We start from the raw sequence: 14,109 nt of genomic DNA, 5'->3' as shown, positions 1-14,109 counted from the left end.
GTTACGGGCGCAGCGCCCGCAGCAGCAGGTCGGCCAGGTGGTCGGCGACCTGCTGCGGGGTGAGCGGGCCGTCGGGCCGGTACCAGGTCGACAGGTGGTGCACCGAGCCGAAGTGGTAGTCCACGACCAGGTCGGCCGGGGTCGCGGTGGAGAAGACGCCCTCGCGCTGGCCCTCCTCGATGAGCGCGCGGAAGCCCTCGTGGTAGCGCCGGCGCTCGGCGCGCACCTGCTTGTTCTTCTCGGGGCTCAGATGGTGCATGGAGCGGAAGAAGATCATCGCGTCGTCGAGGTTCTCGATCGTCGTGACGACGACGTCGGCCGCCGCGCTCCTGAGCCGCTTCTCCACCGGCTCGTCCGCGTTCGCGAAGGTGTCGAGGCGCTCCTGCTGGATGCGCAGCACGCGCGCGTACACCTCGTGCAGAAGGTCGTCCTTGGAGCCGAAGTAGTGGTACAGCGCCCCCTTGGTGACGCCGGCCGCCTCCACGATCTCCTGCACCGACGTACGGTCGTAGCCCTGCTCGGCGAAGAGGCGGGTGGCGGCGTCCAGCAGCCGCTGCGGGACGGGCGTCCCGTCTCCGTCCGTCATCCTGGGCACTGCCGCCACCTGCCTTTCCGTCGTGTCTATCGACTGTCGTTCCCGCTGTCCCGCGCCCGGGTGCGCAGTTCCCGCCGGAGGATCTTCCCACTCGCCGTCTTGGGCAGGTCGGGCAGGATCTCCACCTGGCGCGGGTATTTGTAGGCGGCCAGTCTCTCCTTGCAGTACACCGCGAGTTCATCCGGGTCCGGGTCGGCGCCCGGGCGCAGGCTGATGTACGCCTTGACGGTCTCGCCGCGGTAGCCGTCGGGGACACCGACGACGGCCGCCTCGCGCACCGCCGGATGGGTGTAAAGGACGTCCTCGACCTCGCGCGGCCAGACCTTGAAGCCGGACGCGTTGATCATGTCCTTCTTGCGGTCGACGACGTAGAGCCAGCCCTGCTCGTCCATGAACCCGATGTCGCCGGTGCGCAGTTCGCCGTCCGGGAAGGTCTCGGCGGTGGCGTCGGGGCGCCGCCAGTAGCCGGGGACGACCTGCGGGCCGCGTACGACGATCTCGCCCTGCTCGCCGAAGGGCAGTTCCTCGCCCCGGTCGTCCACGATCCGTACCACCGTGTCGGCGCCGGGCAGGCCGACCGAGAGCGTCCCGGAGACCGGGTCGACGGGTGACTCCAGGCCGGGCGGTACGGAGGCGCAGGGGGCGGTGCACTCGGTGAGGCCGTACCCGGTGCGGATGTACGGCCCGAAGCGCTCGCGGAACCGCTCGACCAGGGCGGGCGGCACCGGGGCGCCGCCGGAGGAGATGTTCACGAACGAGGAGAAGTGCTCCGGTGTGACGTCCGGGTGCGCGGCGAGGGCCATGAACGCGGTGGACGGGCCGACCGTGTAGTGCGGGCGGTGCTCGGCGAAGGCCGCCAGGACCGCACCGGGCTCGAAGCGGTAGGTGAGCACCAGGGTGCCGGTGCTGTTCAGGCAGGCGCCGAACTGGCAGACCATCCCGGTGATGTGGAACAGGGGCGCGAGCGCGTAGTAGACGGGCGCCTCGGGCAGCGCGAGGCCGGTCCGCTGGCGCTCGGCGTTGTGCATGATGTTGCCGTGCGTGTTGGTGGCGCCCTTGGGGGTGCCGCTGGTGCCCGAGGTGTAGCTGATCAGGGCGATGTCGCCGGGGCGCGGATCGCGGCCCGCCGGGGCCCGGCCGCCCCGCCGGGCGACGGCCACGAGGTCGTCGGCGTCGGGGGCCTGGGGCAGCCGCTCGAAGGTGAGCACGCGCGCGTCGTCACGGGTCTGGAAGTCCAGCTCGCAGCCGGTGAGCACGATCCGCACCGGCGAGTCGGCGGCCGTGTCCCGCAGGTACGACTCCCAGGCCCGGTCGGAGCAGATCAGCGCGGCGACCTCGCCGTCCCGCAGCACGTGGGCGACCTCGGCCGACTTGTACATCGGGTTGACGGGCACGACGGTGGCGCCCGCCTTCCAGGCGCCGAGGACGGCGAGCACGAAGTGCGGGGAGTTCTGCAGCAGGACGGCGACCCGGTCGCCACGCTCCAGACCGCGCCCGGCGAGGTGGGCGGCGACCGAGTCGGTCAGCTCGTCGACCTCGCGGTAGCCGAGGGAGCCGTCGAAGTAGGTGAGGAAGGTGCGGTCGGGAGCCTCGGCGACGGCGCGGCGCAGGGCGTGCACCAGGGAGTCGGCGGGGTCGACCGGGGCGCGCTGGGCCTCGTCGAGCAGGGCCAGCCAGGGCCGGGCCGCGTAGCGGGAGTCGCTCATCGGTTGGCCTCCCATTTCCGCTGGATGTGGTTCATGCCGGCCAGCCAGCGGTCGGGGGCGGTGGCCCGCGCCTGGTAGAACTCGGCGACCTCGGGGTGCGGCAGGATCAGGAAGCGGTCCTCCTCGATGCCCCGGAACAGGGCGTCCGCGACGTCCTCGGGCTCGAGCGCGGTCGGCTGCAGCACCAGGTCGCCCGCGCTGCCGGTGGCGGCCAGCATGTCGGTGCGCACGCCCTGGGGGCAGATGGCGTGCACCTTGACGCCCCGGTGGCGGTAGGTGAGCGACAGCCACTCGGCGAAGGCCAGCGCACCGTGCTTGGTGACGGCGTAGGAGGGGGCGCCGATCATGGTGAGCAGCCCGGCGGCCGAGACGGTGGAGACGAACCGGCCGGCGCCGCGCTCCAGCCAGCCGGGCAGCAGCGCGTGGGCCGCGCGGACGTGCGCCATCACGTTGACGTCCCAGGACAGCGCCCAGGCCCGCTCGTCCGGGGGCGCGCCGGCTCCGGCGTCCTCGAAGGCGACGCCGGCGTTGGCGCAGTAGACGTCCACGGTGCCGCCGAGCGCGTCACGGGCCTCGTCGACGATGGCCGAGGCGTCGCCGGGCACGGCGATCCCGCCGATCTCCCCGGCCACGGCCCTGGCCTTGTCCGCGTCCAGGTCGTTGACGACCACGCGGGCACCCTCGGTGGCGAACCGCCGGGCCAGCGCGGCCCCGATCCCCCCGCCCGCTCCGGTGACGACCACTCCCGCATCCTGCACGGCTTCCACCATCGGGCTCCTTCGACGCGACGCGACTCGGCTCAGCGACGGCCAGACTAACCGGTCGGTATGTGTGAGGGAAGGGCGGCCGGATCAAACCTAGGGGCGCGGGGCCGTACCGATGTGCGACTCCGCGGCGTGGGCGCGACCCGCCACGCACGGCCCGCACTTCCCCACCCACGGAGGTCTCCTCGTGCACCTGTCCAGACGGAGCGTACTGGCGGCGGCCACGGTCACCGCCGCCCTCCCGGCGGCACCGGCTGCCGCCGCGGAGCACCCGCGCACGGGCTTCGAGCGGCTCGCGGCCGACGGGTACCGCATCCTCGACGGCCGGCGCGTCGGCGTCGTCACCAACCCCACCGGCATCACCCGGGACGCCCGGCACATCGTCGACGTCATGCACGCGGACCCCCGGGTGCGGCTGACCGCCGTCTTCGGCCCTGAGCACGGCTTCCGGGGCACCGCCCAGGCCGGCGGCTCCGAGGGCCGCTACGACGACCCGGCGACCGGGCTGCCGGTCTACGACACGTACCTGAAGAGCGGTCAGCCGCTGGCCGACGTCTTCACCGCCTCCGGCGTGGACACGGTCGTCTTCGACATCCAGGACGTCGGCGCCCGTTTCTACACGTACATCTGGACCCTCTACGACTGCATGGAGGCGGCCCGGCTGGCGGGCAAGAGGTTCGTCGTGCTCGACCGGCCCAACCCGGTGACCGGCCGCTCGGCCCAGGGCCCGGTGCTGCACCGGGAGTTCGCCACGTTCGTCGGCCGGCAGCCGATCGCGCAGGCGCACGGGATGACGGTGGCCGAGCTGGCCCGGCTGTTCAACGGGGAGTTCCTGGACGAGCCCGTCCCGCTGGAGACCGTCCTGATGACGGGCTGGAAGCGCGACCGGTTCTACGACGCCGCCGGCCTGCCCTGGGTGCCGCCGAGCCCGAACATGCCCACCCCGGACACCGCGCTGGTGTACTCGGGCACCTGCATGTTCGAGGGCACCAATCTCTCCGAGGGGCGCGGTACGACCCGGCCGTTCGAGCTGCTCGGGGCGGAGGGCGTCGACGGGCGGTGGGCCGCCGCGGCCAACGGGGCCGGACTGCCGGGCGTGCGGTTCCGGGAGGCGTACTTCGCGCCCACGTTCTCCAAGTTCCAGGGGAAGACGGTGGGGGGTGTGCAGATCCATGTGCACGACCGGGCCGCCTTCGATCCGGTGCGCACCGGGATCGCGCTGCTGGTGACCGCCCGGAAGGTCTGGGACGGCTTCGCCTGGCGACCGGACAACTGGATCGACAAGCTCACCGGCTCCACCCGGGTACGGACGATGATCGACGCGGGCGCGGACACCGACGAGGTCGTCGGCGCCTGGCAGGACGATCTGACGGCGTTCCGGCGGGTCCGCGGGGAATATCTCCTCTACAGGTGAGCCGCCGCTCTGGCCAACTCCCCCGGGCCGCAGGACGATGCGCCCACATCGCACCGTTTCGGGGCACGAGGGAGTCTGTCATGGCGGATCCTGGGATGAGCGTGACTCCCTACTGGGAGCTGACCTTCGACGCGGACGGGGACGTGGACGGCCCCGAACGGGACCGGCTGCGGGCGGGGGTCACGGACCGCGGCGTCCGTGACCTGATCGTCTTCGCGCACGGCTGGAACAACGACCGTTCGGGCGCGACGGCGCTGTACCGCGAGTTCTTCGCCCCGGTCCCGGGCCTCGCCCCGAAGGCCCGGATCGGGTACGTCGGCGTCATCTGGCCGTCGATGCGGTTCTGCGACGAGCCCATCGGGGACCTGCCCCGGTCGCCGGCGGCCGTGGAGGCACAGGCCGTGCCGGGCCCGGCGCTGGACAAGGACACCCGGCGCGCCCTGCTGGGTGCCTTTCCGGACCGGGCCACCGTGCTCGACCGGCTGGCCCGGCTGCTGGACGAGCAGCCGGCCGGGGACGAGGGGCTCGCGGAGTTCGGGCGGCTGGTGCGACTGCTCGCCGAGCCGGGACCGGGCGCGCCCGAGGTGGCGGACGTCCCTGAGGAGGACGGGCCGGCCATGTTCCGCGGCGACCCGGCGGCGGCCTGCGCGGAGCTCGCCGAGGCCCTGGCGGCCCTCGACACGACGGAGGGGTTCACGCTGCCGAACCCCTGGAACGGCGCCAAGGAACTCCTGCGGCAGGCCACGTACTACACCATGAAGCGGCGGGCCGGGACGGTCGGCGAGCACGGGCTGGGGCCGGTCGTCGGGCGGCTGGCCGCCGCGGCGCCGGGCGTGCGGGTGCATCTGGTCGGGCACAGCTTCGGCGGACGGCTGGTGTCGTTCGCGCTGCGCGGGCTGCCCACCGGGGTGCGCACGGTGAAGTCCGTGACGCTGCTCCAGGGCGCCTTCTCGCACTACGCGTTCGCCGCCCGGCTGCCGCACGACCCGGACCGGGCGGGGGCGCTCAGGGACCGGCACAAGCGGATCGACGGCCCGCTGGTGTGCTGCTACTCGCGCTTCGACTCGGCGCTCGCCACGTTCTACCCGCTGGCGTCGCGCTGCGCGGACGACGACCGCTCGGTCGGCGGCCTCGCGCTCGGCCGGATGCTGGGCGCCCGCTGGGGAGCCATGGGCCACGACGGGGTGCAGGGGGTGCAGGGGACCGACGCCCTGGACCTCGCCGCGGCCCTGCGCGGACCGCTGCCCGCGGCGGGCTGCGTGAACGTCGACGTGGCCGCGGTGGTGCGGCGCGGAGGCGCGCCCAGCGGGGCGCACAGCGACATCGTGCACCCGGAGCTGGCGCGGGTGGTGCTGGCGGCGGGCCGTATCGCCTGACCCGCCGCCGTCGCCGGGGCGTCACCGCGGTGATGCCACCGCCGGGGCGTCACCGGTGCGAGGTGTACTCCACGACCTGCTGGAAGGTCGGCCGGTTCTGCCAGCTGATTCGCCCGTGCTTGACGCCGCCCAGGGGGCGCTGCGCGATGGAGTCGGCGCACCACTGGTCGCCCGCCGAGCACTGGTCGTCACCGGGGTAGACCTGGGCCGCGGTCTTTCCGGCCGCCTCCTTCAGGGTGCCGATCAGGACGTCCCGGCAGGCGCCGAGGCTGCCGCCGCCGCAGTACTTCTGGGGCAGGCCGTCCCGCACGGACTCACCGAGCACCGCCCGGATGTCCTTGTCGACATAGCTCCACCAGCCGTACTGGAAGGAGCTGCCGGCGTGCGATCCGGTCGGGCCGTGCCCGGCCGACGGGGCCTCGTCCACGGGGAGGTTGTCAGTGAACGCGGTGTACAGGTCGCTGCCCAGACCGGGTTCGAACTCGGCCTTCACCAGCAGCGGCCACCAGGCGTCCAGGATCCGGATGGCGTCCGCGTCGGCGTACTTCCTGGAACCCGCGGAGGTCTCGGTGCGCCTGGCGCCCGCGGTCACCCACGCCTGGAGCTTGCTCACCGCGGCGGCGGCCGTGGAGTCGGTCACCGGCGAGGAGCCGATCACCCTGAGCAACTCGGGCAGGACGTCCTCGGCGCGCAGGTCGGCGAGGGCCGCGTCCGCCATGGCCTGCACCAGTTCGGTACGGGTCACCCCGCCGGCCGCGACCAGTTTCGCCACCCGGTCGTCGAGCAGGTCGCCGCGGTGCACGGAGCCGTCGCCCCAGGACGCGGTCGTGTAGTCCTTGGCCTGCTTGTTGTTCCAGGAGATGTAGTAGTCCTGGTCGACGGAGTTCGGGTGGGCGGAGGGCGGGGTGTAGTCGGCCGTGTTGGTGGCCGGATCCCAGTTCCGCCACTCGTAGGCGGACTCGGCCGGCACCGGGAACTCGGCGTCGACGCCGCTCGCCCGGACCGGGTTGTCGCCGCTGTTGTAGTACGCGGTGTGCTGCGAGTCGGCGTAGAACCAGTTGAAGGTGTAGTTGATGTGCTGGGCCGCGCTCTGGAAGTCCTTCGGGCCCTTGACGTAGCCGGGGTCGTTGAGCATCTGGAAGCCGATGATCGAGTCGGCCTCGTGCAGGTAGGAGGAGCGCAGGGTGGTGTAGGCGACCTTCTTGCCGCCGACGGTCGCGCGGTACCGCACCGGTCCGTACTTCGTGCGCCACACCCGCATCGTGTACGAGCCCTCGGCGGTGCCGTCGGCGACGGTGGGCTTCCAGGCGTTCTTCCGCTCGACCTGGTCCATGGCCGTGCAGGTGCCGTGGTACAGGTAGTGGTGGTCGTCCTGGCACAGCTCGACGGCGTAGGTGTCGATGATGTCCTGGCCGGAGGTGGTCGCACTCCAGGAGTAGTCCTGGCCGCGGCCGAGTTCGACGTACATGCTCAGTCCCGCGAAGGAGGCGCCGCGGGCGCTGATGCCGGGGCCCTGGATCTCCTGGAGCAGGAGCAGTTGCGGGGCGAAGTAGCCGGTCTGCGGTCCGAACACGGCGACGGGACGGCCGCTCGCGGTGTACTTGCCGCTGACCACGAGGGCGTTGGACATGCCGCGCCGGGCGGAGCCGAGCGAGGTCCTGGCGGCCGCGTCGGAGGCGCTCTTCGCGCTCACGGTGACCGCGCTGCCCGTGCGGTCGTGGACGAGGGGCTCCTCGGTCACCGAGCCGGCGTCGGGCAGCGCCCTGCCCTTGGGGTCGTCGGGCCGGCCGGCGTACGGGAAGCTCGTGCCGTCGTGGACGGTGAGGGCCGCCTCGGCGTCGTTGCGCATCCGGAACGACTCCCAGACCCTGGTGCCCTGTTCCACGCCGTACTTGGACTGGGCGGCGATCAGGGAGAGGGCGTTGTCCACCTCGCCGCCCCCGCCGGAGCCGAACAGCGAGCCGATGACGGAGGCCAGGGCCACCAGGTCGGTGATCTTGAAGTGGTCTATGGTGCCGGCGTTGGTGACGGAGTCCTTGTGCCCGGTCAGGACGTACTCACCGGGGAAGTAGCGGCCGCTGTCGGAGGCGTCGATGTAGGAGTTGATGCCGGCGAGGTAGGCGTCCGCGTCGGTGAGGGCCTGCTGCCCGCGGGCTCCGTTGTGCGCGACGGCGTTGTCGATCTGCGCCTGCAGATCGGCCTCGGTGTACGGCGCGTCGCGGTAGAACTGCTGCTCCAGGCCCTGGTTGGCGGCCGCGCCGCCCGCGAAGCCCGTGAGCTGCCCGCGGCCCACGTGCCGGAAGACGTCCATCAGCCACAGCCGGTCCTCGGCGGCCGCGTACCCGGCGCCGAACTCGGTGCCGTACCGGGTGGTGCCTGTGATGTGCGGCACACCGGTCTTCTTGTCGCGGACGATGGTCACGTCGCCGCGGCCGGCCGGCTTCTCGGTGGAGGCGACCTGGTCGGAAGGAACGCCGAAGGACGCGTCGTTGAAGAAGGTGTTGATCTTCGCGTCGGTGAGCCCCCGGTAGCCGGTCGCGAGGCCGGCGTAGGGGCCGAGCTGGTCCTCGGCGTGTGCGGGCTGGGTGCCGAAGGCCTGGTTGAGCAGGATCTGGGCGAGGGTGGCGTTGCCGTTCTCGCCGGGCGGCAGGATGTCCGAGCATTGGCCGCCGCAGTAGTCGTTCGAGGTGGCGGCGGCCTCCGCGGCGGTGGCCCGGGTGACTGGGGAGAGAAGTCCGGCGACGAGAACGCATATCGACGCCGTCTTCAGGAACCCGGTGAGCCTGCGGGGAGTTCTCAGTTTGTCGAACAGCACGTTGCGTGGGGCGCGCCGTGGCATGGCAGCTCCTCCCGACGGGGGTGGCCCGGACGTTACCGCCGGTATCCCCGGGATTGAAGATGAACATGCGTCAACTTTCGGCGTCACCGGAGCGGCGCCCGGCGGTCAACCCGGGGCGCCTTATGGGAGGGCATCGGAAAACGGATGGAGCCGGATCGCGTGTCGACACGTCTATTCGGCGACGTCGCGAGGAACCCGTACGGCGACGGAGAAGTGACGCAAGAGCGGACGCAGGTGTGACGGAGGTGCATGGCGATGGCCGGATTCCGAAGTCTGGCGAGACAGGTACGAGATCCGCGGTGTGATCTGGCGCTGCGGCGCTACTCACTGCGCAAGTGCCTGGAGCGGTTCGCTCCTTATGGGCATCGGGCGACCTGGGACCATCTGTGCTCCCGGGCCGGTTTCGGTCCGGAGGACCGGTCTCCCGATCCGGTGCGGCTCGTGGCCGCGCTGGAGGAGCTCGAGGAGGCGCGGGCGGTCTGGCTCGGCTACGAGGCCGAGTTCGCCGAGCGCCGCAAGAAGGAGAAGCACGACGGGCTGCGCCGGCCGGGCACGGTGGACGACTGGCACCGGCTGACCTGGGGCGGGTTCGGGGTCGCCTGGTGCGACGATCCCCGGGTCCATCCCGGCGAGCCGCTGGCGGAGGTGCTGCGCCGGCTCATCGCCGCGCTGAACCGCGAACCGGGCGGGTGCTGCCCGGTCTGCGACGGGGAGCGGCTGGTGTGGAGGTACGGCCTCGACCACGAGCCGTCCTCCGGCCCGGTCTGCGCGGACTGCGGCATCCTCGTGCCCCGGCCCGTACTCACACCGCTGGCGCTGGCGTACTCCAGAAGCGAACGCCTGCTGATGTCGGCCTGAACACGGGCCGGCCCGACCGGCGGGGACGCATCGGGGGTGCGCCGGGGGATGCCGCACCCTGATGTGCTCGGCCGCTCCGTCGGTGGCCCCTGGCCCCATCGGGGCATGGTGCAGGTATGTCTCGACGAACGCCGGTCGGCCGCCGACGGCGTGTGCGTGCCGTTGCCCCGGGGGAGTTGGCACGGTCCGCCACCGAGGCCGTAGCGGCGGGCGCCACGGAGGTCTGCTGCGGGTCCTCGCGGAGGTGACGGACCCCGAACGGCGACGGCGGAGGCGACCGCGCACGACCGCCCGTCCTGCTGCGCGGCGAGGAGGGCGGCACCTGGCCGGCGCCGCGGCCGGCCGGACGGCCGGGTCTCGCCACCCGGATCGGCCTGGAGGACACACCGTTCCCGCCGGACGCTGAACGCACCGCGTCCAAAGCTCAGTTGATGGCGGCGGGCTGGTCCGGTACCGGTCGTTCCCGCGCTCGCCGTAAGGCGTGGCCGGCGGTTCGCAGCGGTCGGCGAGGCCGGGTTGACCCGGCCTCCGCTACGGCCGTTCCGGCAGGAGGCGGGAGCCTGTCAGGCGGTTGCCGGAGATGTCGTCCGGGTTGGACAAAACGCAGTTCTCCAGGGACAGGCAGCCGCAGCCGATGCAGTCGGTGAGGTGGTCCCTCAGCCGGTTCAACTGCCGGATGCGTTCGTCGAGTTCGGAGCGCCAGGCCTGCGAGAGGCGGGCCCAGTCCTCGCGGGTCGGGGTCCGCTCCTCGGGGAGCCGGGCCAGGGCCTCGCGGATCGTGGCCAGCGGGATGCCGACCCGCTGGGCCGCGCGGACGAAGGCGACCCGGCGCAGGGTGTCACGGGTGTAGCGGCGCTGGTTGCCGACGGTGCGGCGGCTGGTGATCAGACCCTTGGACTCGTAGAAGTGCAGGGCGGAGACGGCGGCGCCGCTGCGCGCGGACAGCTGTCCGACGGTCAGCTCGTGGACCTTCTCGGGGATCTGGGGCACCCCGCAGAGCCTACCGACCCGGCCGGCCCCTCATCCGTTGACATCGCCCCCGCACCCGACCATGCTAAGCAGTTGCTTAGGAACGCGAGCGAGAGGCCGGGAACATGGCAGAACCGAGGACCTTCACCTCCCCCGACGAGCTGAGGGCCGCCGTGGGCGAGCAGCTTGGCCACACGGACTGGCTGGAGATCGACCAGAAGCGGATCGACCTGTTCGCGGAGGCGACCGGGGACCACCAGTGGATCCACGTGGACCCGGAGAAGGCCGCCGCGGGGCCGTTCGGGACGACCATCGCGCACGGCTATCTCACCCTGTCCCTGCTGCCGCTCTTCGGCCCGCAGCTGCTCCGGGTCGAGGGCGTGCGGATGGGCGTCAACTACGGGACGAACAAGGTCCGCTTCCCCTCCCCCGTCCCGGTCGGCTCCCGGCTGCGCGCCACCGCGGTCATCACCGGCGTCGAGGACGTCAAGGACGGCATCCAGGTGACCCTCGCCTTCACCGTGGAGCGGGACGGCGGGCAGAAGCCCGTGTGCGTCGCGGAGTCGGTGGCCCGGTACTACCTCTGAGCCGGGGCGTCCGGCTGGGCGCCCACCATGCGCAGCACGAGGTCGGCGTAGAGCGCGCCGACCTCCTCGGGCGTGCGGGGCCCGTCCACGCTGAACCAGCGGGCCACGTCGATGCAGAGCGACAGCACCGCGAGGGTGGTGCCCTGCACGTCCGGCACCCGGAACTCGCCCGCGGCGACCCCGTCGTCGATGATCCCGCGCACCTCGGCGTCGACCTGGCGGCGCAGCGCGACGATCTCGGCGCGGGCCGCGGGGCCGAGCGCGTCGAGTTCGTACTGCACGACGCGCGCGGTCGTACGCCGCCCGGCGTGCCAGCGGACGAAGGAGCTGACGGCGCCGGCGAGCCGCTCGGTGGCGGTGCCCTCGCGCCGGGCCGCCGTGCGCAGGATGTCCAGGGCCTTGTCGTGGCCGATCCTGCTGATCCGGTGGAGCAGCTCTTCCTTGGTCTTGTAGTGGATGTAGAGCGCGGCCGGGCTCATGCCGGCACGGCCCGCGATGTCGCGGGTCGTCGTAGCGTGGTAGCCGCGCTCGGCGAAGGCCTCCACGGCGGCGACCAGCAGCCGCCGTGCCGCGTCAGGGGTGACCTGTTCCCACGGCTCGACCTCGCCGCCGGTCGTCTCCTCCGCCGTACTCATCGCTCGCTCGCCCCTCTCGGTGACAGGAGCACCACCATACCGCCGAAGGTGAGCGCTCGCTTAGAGTGACCGCTCGGCGAAGTGCGCGGGCTCCCGGAACCGCTCAGAGCTTCTCGAAGGGATCGTGCTCGGCGAGCAGCTTCTCCAGCCGGGCCTGGTCGACGCGGCTGACGATCTGCCCGACTTCCTGCCGGTCCCGGATCACCTTGGCGAGGGTGAAGGCGGACGTGACGAGGTAGAGAACGGCGATGGCCAGGAAGGAACGCACCCAGGCGTTGGCGTCCAGCCGGAAGATGCCGATGGCGGTGGCCGCCATGGCGACCGCGAAGGAGGCGACGGCCTGACCGTAGAAGGCGGCCGTGTTCTGCTGCTTGACCGGTGTGTCACTCATGGCAACGAGCATCGGCGGACGCGGCCCGCGCCACATCCGCCGGGATACTCAGAACAGCTACTCAGCAGGACCCGGAAGAACGGCTCAGAAGGCGGAGACCCCGGTGAGCGCCCGCCCGATGAGCAGCTTCTGGATCTGGCTGGTGCCCTCGTAGAGGGTCATCACGCGGGCGTCGCGCAGCAGTTTGCCGGCCGGGTACTCGTCGATGTAGCCGTAGCCGCCGAAGACCTGCAGGGCGTTGTTGGCGGCGCGGACGGCGGCCTCGGAGGCGAACAGCTTGGCCTTGGAGGACTCGACGGCGAACGGCCGGCCGCGGTCGATCAGGTCGGCGACCCGCCAGGTGAGCAGCCGGGCCGCGTCCACGTCGACGGCGATGTCGCTGATCAGTTCCTGTACGAGCTGGTGCCGGGCGATGGGCTTGCCGAACTGCTCGCGCTCGCCGGCGTACCGCACGGCCGCGTCCAGCGCGGCCTGGGCTATGCCGACGCATCCGGCGGCGACCGACATCCGCCCCTTGGCCAGCGCGGACATGGCGACCGAGAAGCCCTTGCCCTCCTCGCCGACCAGCGCCGAGGCGGGCACCCGCACATCGTCCAGGACCAGCTCGGCGGTGGCCTGGCCGCGCAGGCCGAGCTTGCCGTGGATGGTGCGGCGGGTCAGGCCGGGGGTGTCCGTGGGCACCAGGAAGGCGGAGACGCCCTTGTGGCCGGGCGCGTCGGTGGACCGGGCGAAGAGGAGCACGACGTCGGCCCAGGTGCCGTTGGTGATGAACATCTTGGTGCCGCTCAGCACGTATTCGTCGCCGTCGCGTACGGCCCGGGCGGAGAGGTTGCCCGCGTCGGAGCCGGTGCCCGGCTCGGTGAGGCCGAAGCAGCCGACGTACTCACCGGCGGTCAGCCCCGGCAGCCAGCGCCGCTTCTGCTCCTCGCTCCCCCAGGCGGCGATCGACTTGGCGACCAGCCCCAGGGACACCGACACGATGCCGCGCACCGAGGAGTCGCCGCGCCCCAGCTCCTCGGTGACCAGGCAGTACGCGAGATGGTCGCCGCCGGAGCCGCCGTACTCCTCGTCGATGGTCAGCCCGAGGAAGCCGACCTCGCCGAGCTTCTTCACGATGCCCCGGTCGACCTCCTCGGCCCGGTCCCAGGCGACCACGTGCGGGGCGATCTCGCGCTCCACGAAGTCCCGGGCGAGCTGCCGTACGGCGGCCTGCTCCTCGCTCAGCTCCAGGTTCACCACGCGATCACCCCACACGGATACGGATCTTGAAAGACGTACATTTAAATTAGCACTGCTAGTTTCCGTTCGCAGCCCTACTATGTGCGCCATGGCCCGACCGCGCAAGCCCCTCCTCAGTACCGACCGGATCGTCGAGACGGCCCGGGAACTCGTGGACGCGGAGGGCCTGGCGGCCGTCTCCACCCGGCGGCTCGCCGCCGAGCTGGGGGTGAGCGGACCCTCGCTCTACAACCACTTCCGCACCAAGGACGAGATCCTGGAGGCGGTCGCGGACTCGGTGAGCGGACAGGTCGATCTGTCGATGTTCGAGGACGGCCGGGACTGGCGGACCGCGCTGCACGACTGGGCCGTCTCCTACCGGACCGCGCTGCGCGACCACCCCAACATCGTCCCGGTCCTCGCCCGCGGGCCCGGCCGCCGCCCCGCCGCCCTGCGGCTGGCCGACGCCGCGTACGGCGCGATGGTCGACGCGGGGTGGCCGCCGGCGCAGGCCACGTCCATCGGCGCGCTGATGCGGTACTTCATCATGGGCTCCGCGCTCGGCTCCTTCGCGGGCGGCTTCGTGGACGACGCGAGTGCGTACGACCCCTCGGACTACCCCCACCTCGGGCAGGCCCATCTGCTCGCCGAGCAGCAGGAGAAGATCGACGAGCGGGCCTTCGAGACCGGGCTGACCGCGCTGCTGGACGGGCTGGCGCAGCAGTACGAGCAGGCACGGCACAGCGTGTGAGGGCAC

The 14,109-nt window shown here is 72.1% G+C and carries 13 protein-coding genes; 5 read left to right on the top strand and 8 right to left on the bottom strand.

The annotated features are described in order from the left end of the window. Position 1: 1 nt before the first annotated feature. From ACFVVO_RS19290 to ACFVVO_RS19280, 3 genes are read right to left on the bottom strand one after another with little or no spacing between them, the layout of a single operon-like run. Complete coding sequence (locus ACFVVO_RS19290; protein ID WP_390056389.1) at positions 2 to 595, bottom strand: TetR/AcrR family transcriptional regulator; 594 nt, start codon at positions 593 to 595, stop codon at positions 2 to 4. 26 nt (positions 596 to 621) lie between these two features. Continuing rightward, positions 622 to 2,301, bottom strand: coding sequence for a class I adenylate-forming enzyme family protein (locus ACFVVO_RS19285; RefSeq protein ID WP_390056388.1), 1,680 nt, complete (start codon positions 2,299 to 2,301; stop codon positions 622 to 624). Then, a complete protein-coding gene (locus ACFVVO_RS19280; protein WP_390056386.1) occupies positions 2,298 to 3,071 on the bottom strand; it encodes an SDR family oxidoreductase in 774 nt (257 codons plus the stop codon). The genes ACFVVO_RS19285 and ACFVVO_RS19280 overlap by 4 nt, the downstream gene beginning before the upstream one ends. 181 nt (positions 3,072 to 3,252) lie before the next feature. On the opposite strand from ACFVVO_RS19280, the gene ACFVVO_RS19275 reads away from it, so the two are divergent. After that, on the top strand, positions 3,253 to 4,479 hold the full coding sequence (locus ACFVVO_RS19275) for an exo-beta-N-acetylmuramidase NamZ domain-containing protein (RefSeq protein WP_390056384.1): 1,227 nt from the start codon (positions 3,253 to 3,255) through the stop codon (positions 4,477 to 4,479). Positions 4,480 to 4,559: 80 nt separating this feature from the next. Beyond that, a complete protein-coding gene (locus tag ACFVVO_RS19270; protein ID WP_390056382.1) occupies positions 4,560 to 5,855 on the top strand; it encodes a serine-threonine protein kinase in 1,296 nt (431 codons plus the stop codon). A gap of 49 nt (positions 5,856 to 5,904) precedes the next feature. Here the strand turns inward: ACFVVO_RS19270 and ACFVVO_RS19265 are convergent, their stop codons facing one another. Then, positions 5,905 to 8,694 carry a penicillin acylase family protein gene (locus ACFVVO_RS19265; RefSeq protein WP_390056381.1) on the bottom strand — a complete coding sequence of 930 codons (2,790 nt, stop codon included), beginning with the start codon at positions 8,692 to 8,694 and terminating at the stop codon, positions 5,905 to 5,907. Between the two features lie 255 nt (positions 8,695 to 8,949). On the opposite strand from ACFVVO_RS19265, the gene ACFVVO_RS19260 reads away from it, so the two are divergent. After that, positions 8,950 to 9,552, top strand: a complete 603-nt coding sequence (locus ACFVVO_RS19260; protein ID WP_390056379.1) for a hypothetical protein — start codon at positions 8,950 to 8,952, stop codon at positions 9,550 to 9,552. Between the two features lie 531 nt (positions 9,553 to 10,083). Here the strand turns inward: ACFVVO_RS19260 and soxR are convergent. Next, a complete protein-coding gene (soxR, locus tag ACFVVO_RS19255) occupies positions 10,084 to 10,542 on the bottom strand; it encodes a redox-sensitive transcriptional activator SoxR (RefSeq protein ID WP_390056377.1) in 459 nt (152 codons plus the stop codon). Between the two features lie 104 nt (positions 10,543 to 10,646). Here soxR and ACFVVO_RS19250 point away from each other — a divergent pair, with 104 nt between their 5' ends. Continuing rightward, a complete protein-coding gene (locus ACFVVO_RS19250) occupies positions 10,647 to 11,108 on the top strand; it encodes a MaoC family dehydratase (protein WP_390056376.1) in 462 nt (153 codons plus the stop codon). Here the strand turns inward: ACFVVO_RS19250 and ACFVVO_RS19245 are convergent. From ACFVVO_RS19245 to ACFVVO_RS19235, 3 genes are all read right to left on the bottom strand, one after another. Beyond that, the gene (locus tag ACFVVO_RS19245) at positions 11,099 to 11,743 is read right to left on the bottom strand and encodes a TetR/AcrR family transcriptional regulator (RefSeq protein WP_390056374.1); all 645 of its coding nucleotides are present in this window, start codon (positions 11,741 to 11,743) and stop codon (positions 11,099 to 11,101) included. The genes ACFVVO_RS19250 and ACFVVO_RS19245 overlap by 10 nt on opposite strands. 103 nt (positions 11,744 to 11,846) lie before the next feature. Then, the gene (locus ACFVVO_RS19240; RefSeq protein WP_390056372.1) at positions 11,847 to 12,134 is read right to left on the bottom strand and encodes a YiaA/YiaB family inner membrane protein; all 288 of its coding nucleotides are present in this window, start codon (positions 12,132 to 12,134) and stop codon (positions 11,847 to 11,849) included. Between the two features lie 84 nt (positions 12,135 to 12,218). Then, a complete protein-coding gene (locus ACFVVO_RS19235; RefSeq protein ID WP_390056877.1) occupies positions 12,219 to 13,370 on the bottom strand; it encodes an acyl-CoA dehydrogenase family protein in 1,152 nt (383 codons plus the stop codon). A 91-nt stretch (positions 13,371 to 13,461) separates the two neighbouring features. Between ACFVVO_RS19235 and ACFVVO_RS19230 the strand changes: the two genes are divergently transcribed. Continuing rightward, positions 13,462 to 14,103 carry a TetR/AcrR family transcriptional regulator gene (locus ACFVVO_RS19230; protein WP_390056371.1) on the top strand — a complete coding sequence of 214 codons (642 nt, stop codon included), beginning with the start codon at positions 13,462 to 13,464 and terminating at the stop codon, positions 14,101 to 14,103. Positions 14,104 to 14,109: the final 6 nt, after the last annotated feature.

The organism is Streptomyces sp. NPDC058145 (assembly GCF_042884245.1).
GTDB lineage: Bacteria > Actinomycetota > Actinomycetes > Streptomycetales > Streptomycetaceae > Streptomyces.
This window is presented reverse-complemented; position numbering and strand designations above follow the sequence as displayed.

What these genes read in the sequence shown, in the direction of transcription:
- ACFVVO_RS19285 (WP_390056388.1), bottom strand. Translation starts at nt 2,301, where the DNA reads ATGAGCGACTCCCGCTACGCGGCCCGGCCCTGGCTGGCCCTGCTCGAC.
- ACFVVO_RS19280 (WP_390056386.1), bottom strand. Translation starts at nt 3,071, where the DNA reads ATGGTGGAAGCCGTGCAGGATGCGGGAGTGGTCGTCACCGGAGCGGGC.
- ACFVVO_RS19270 (WP_390056382.1), top strand. Translation starts at nt 4,560, where the DNA reads ATGGCGGATCCTGGGATGAGCGTGACTCCCTACTGGGAGCTGACCTTC.
- ACFVVO_RS19265 (WP_390056381.1), bottom strand. Translation starts at nt 8,694, where the DNA reads ATGCCACGGCGCGCCCCACGCAACGTGCTGTTCGACAAACTGAGAACT.
- ACFVVO_RS19260 (WP_390056379.1), top strand. Translation starts at nt 8,950, where the DNA reads ATGGCCGGATTCCGAAGTCTGGCGAGACAGGTACGAGATCCGCGGTGT.
- ACFVVO_RS19250 (WP_390056376.1), top strand. Translation starts at nt 10,647, where the DNA reads ATGGCAGAACCGAGGACCTTCACCTCCCCCGACGAGCTGAGGGCCGCC.
- ACFVVO_RS19245 (WP_390056374.1), bottom strand. Translation starts at nt 11,743, where the DNA reads ATGAGTACGGCGGAGGAGACGACCGGCGGCGAGGTCGAGCCGTGGGAA.
- ACFVVO_RS19240 (WP_390056372.1), bottom strand. Translation starts at nt 12,134, where the DNA reads ATGAGTGACACACCGGTCAAGCAGCAGAACACGGCCGCCTTCTACGGT.
- ACFVVO_RS19230 (WP_390056371.1), top strand. Translation starts at nt 13,462, where the DNA reads ATGGCCCGACCGCGCAAGCCCCTCCTCAGTACCGACCGGATCGTCGAG.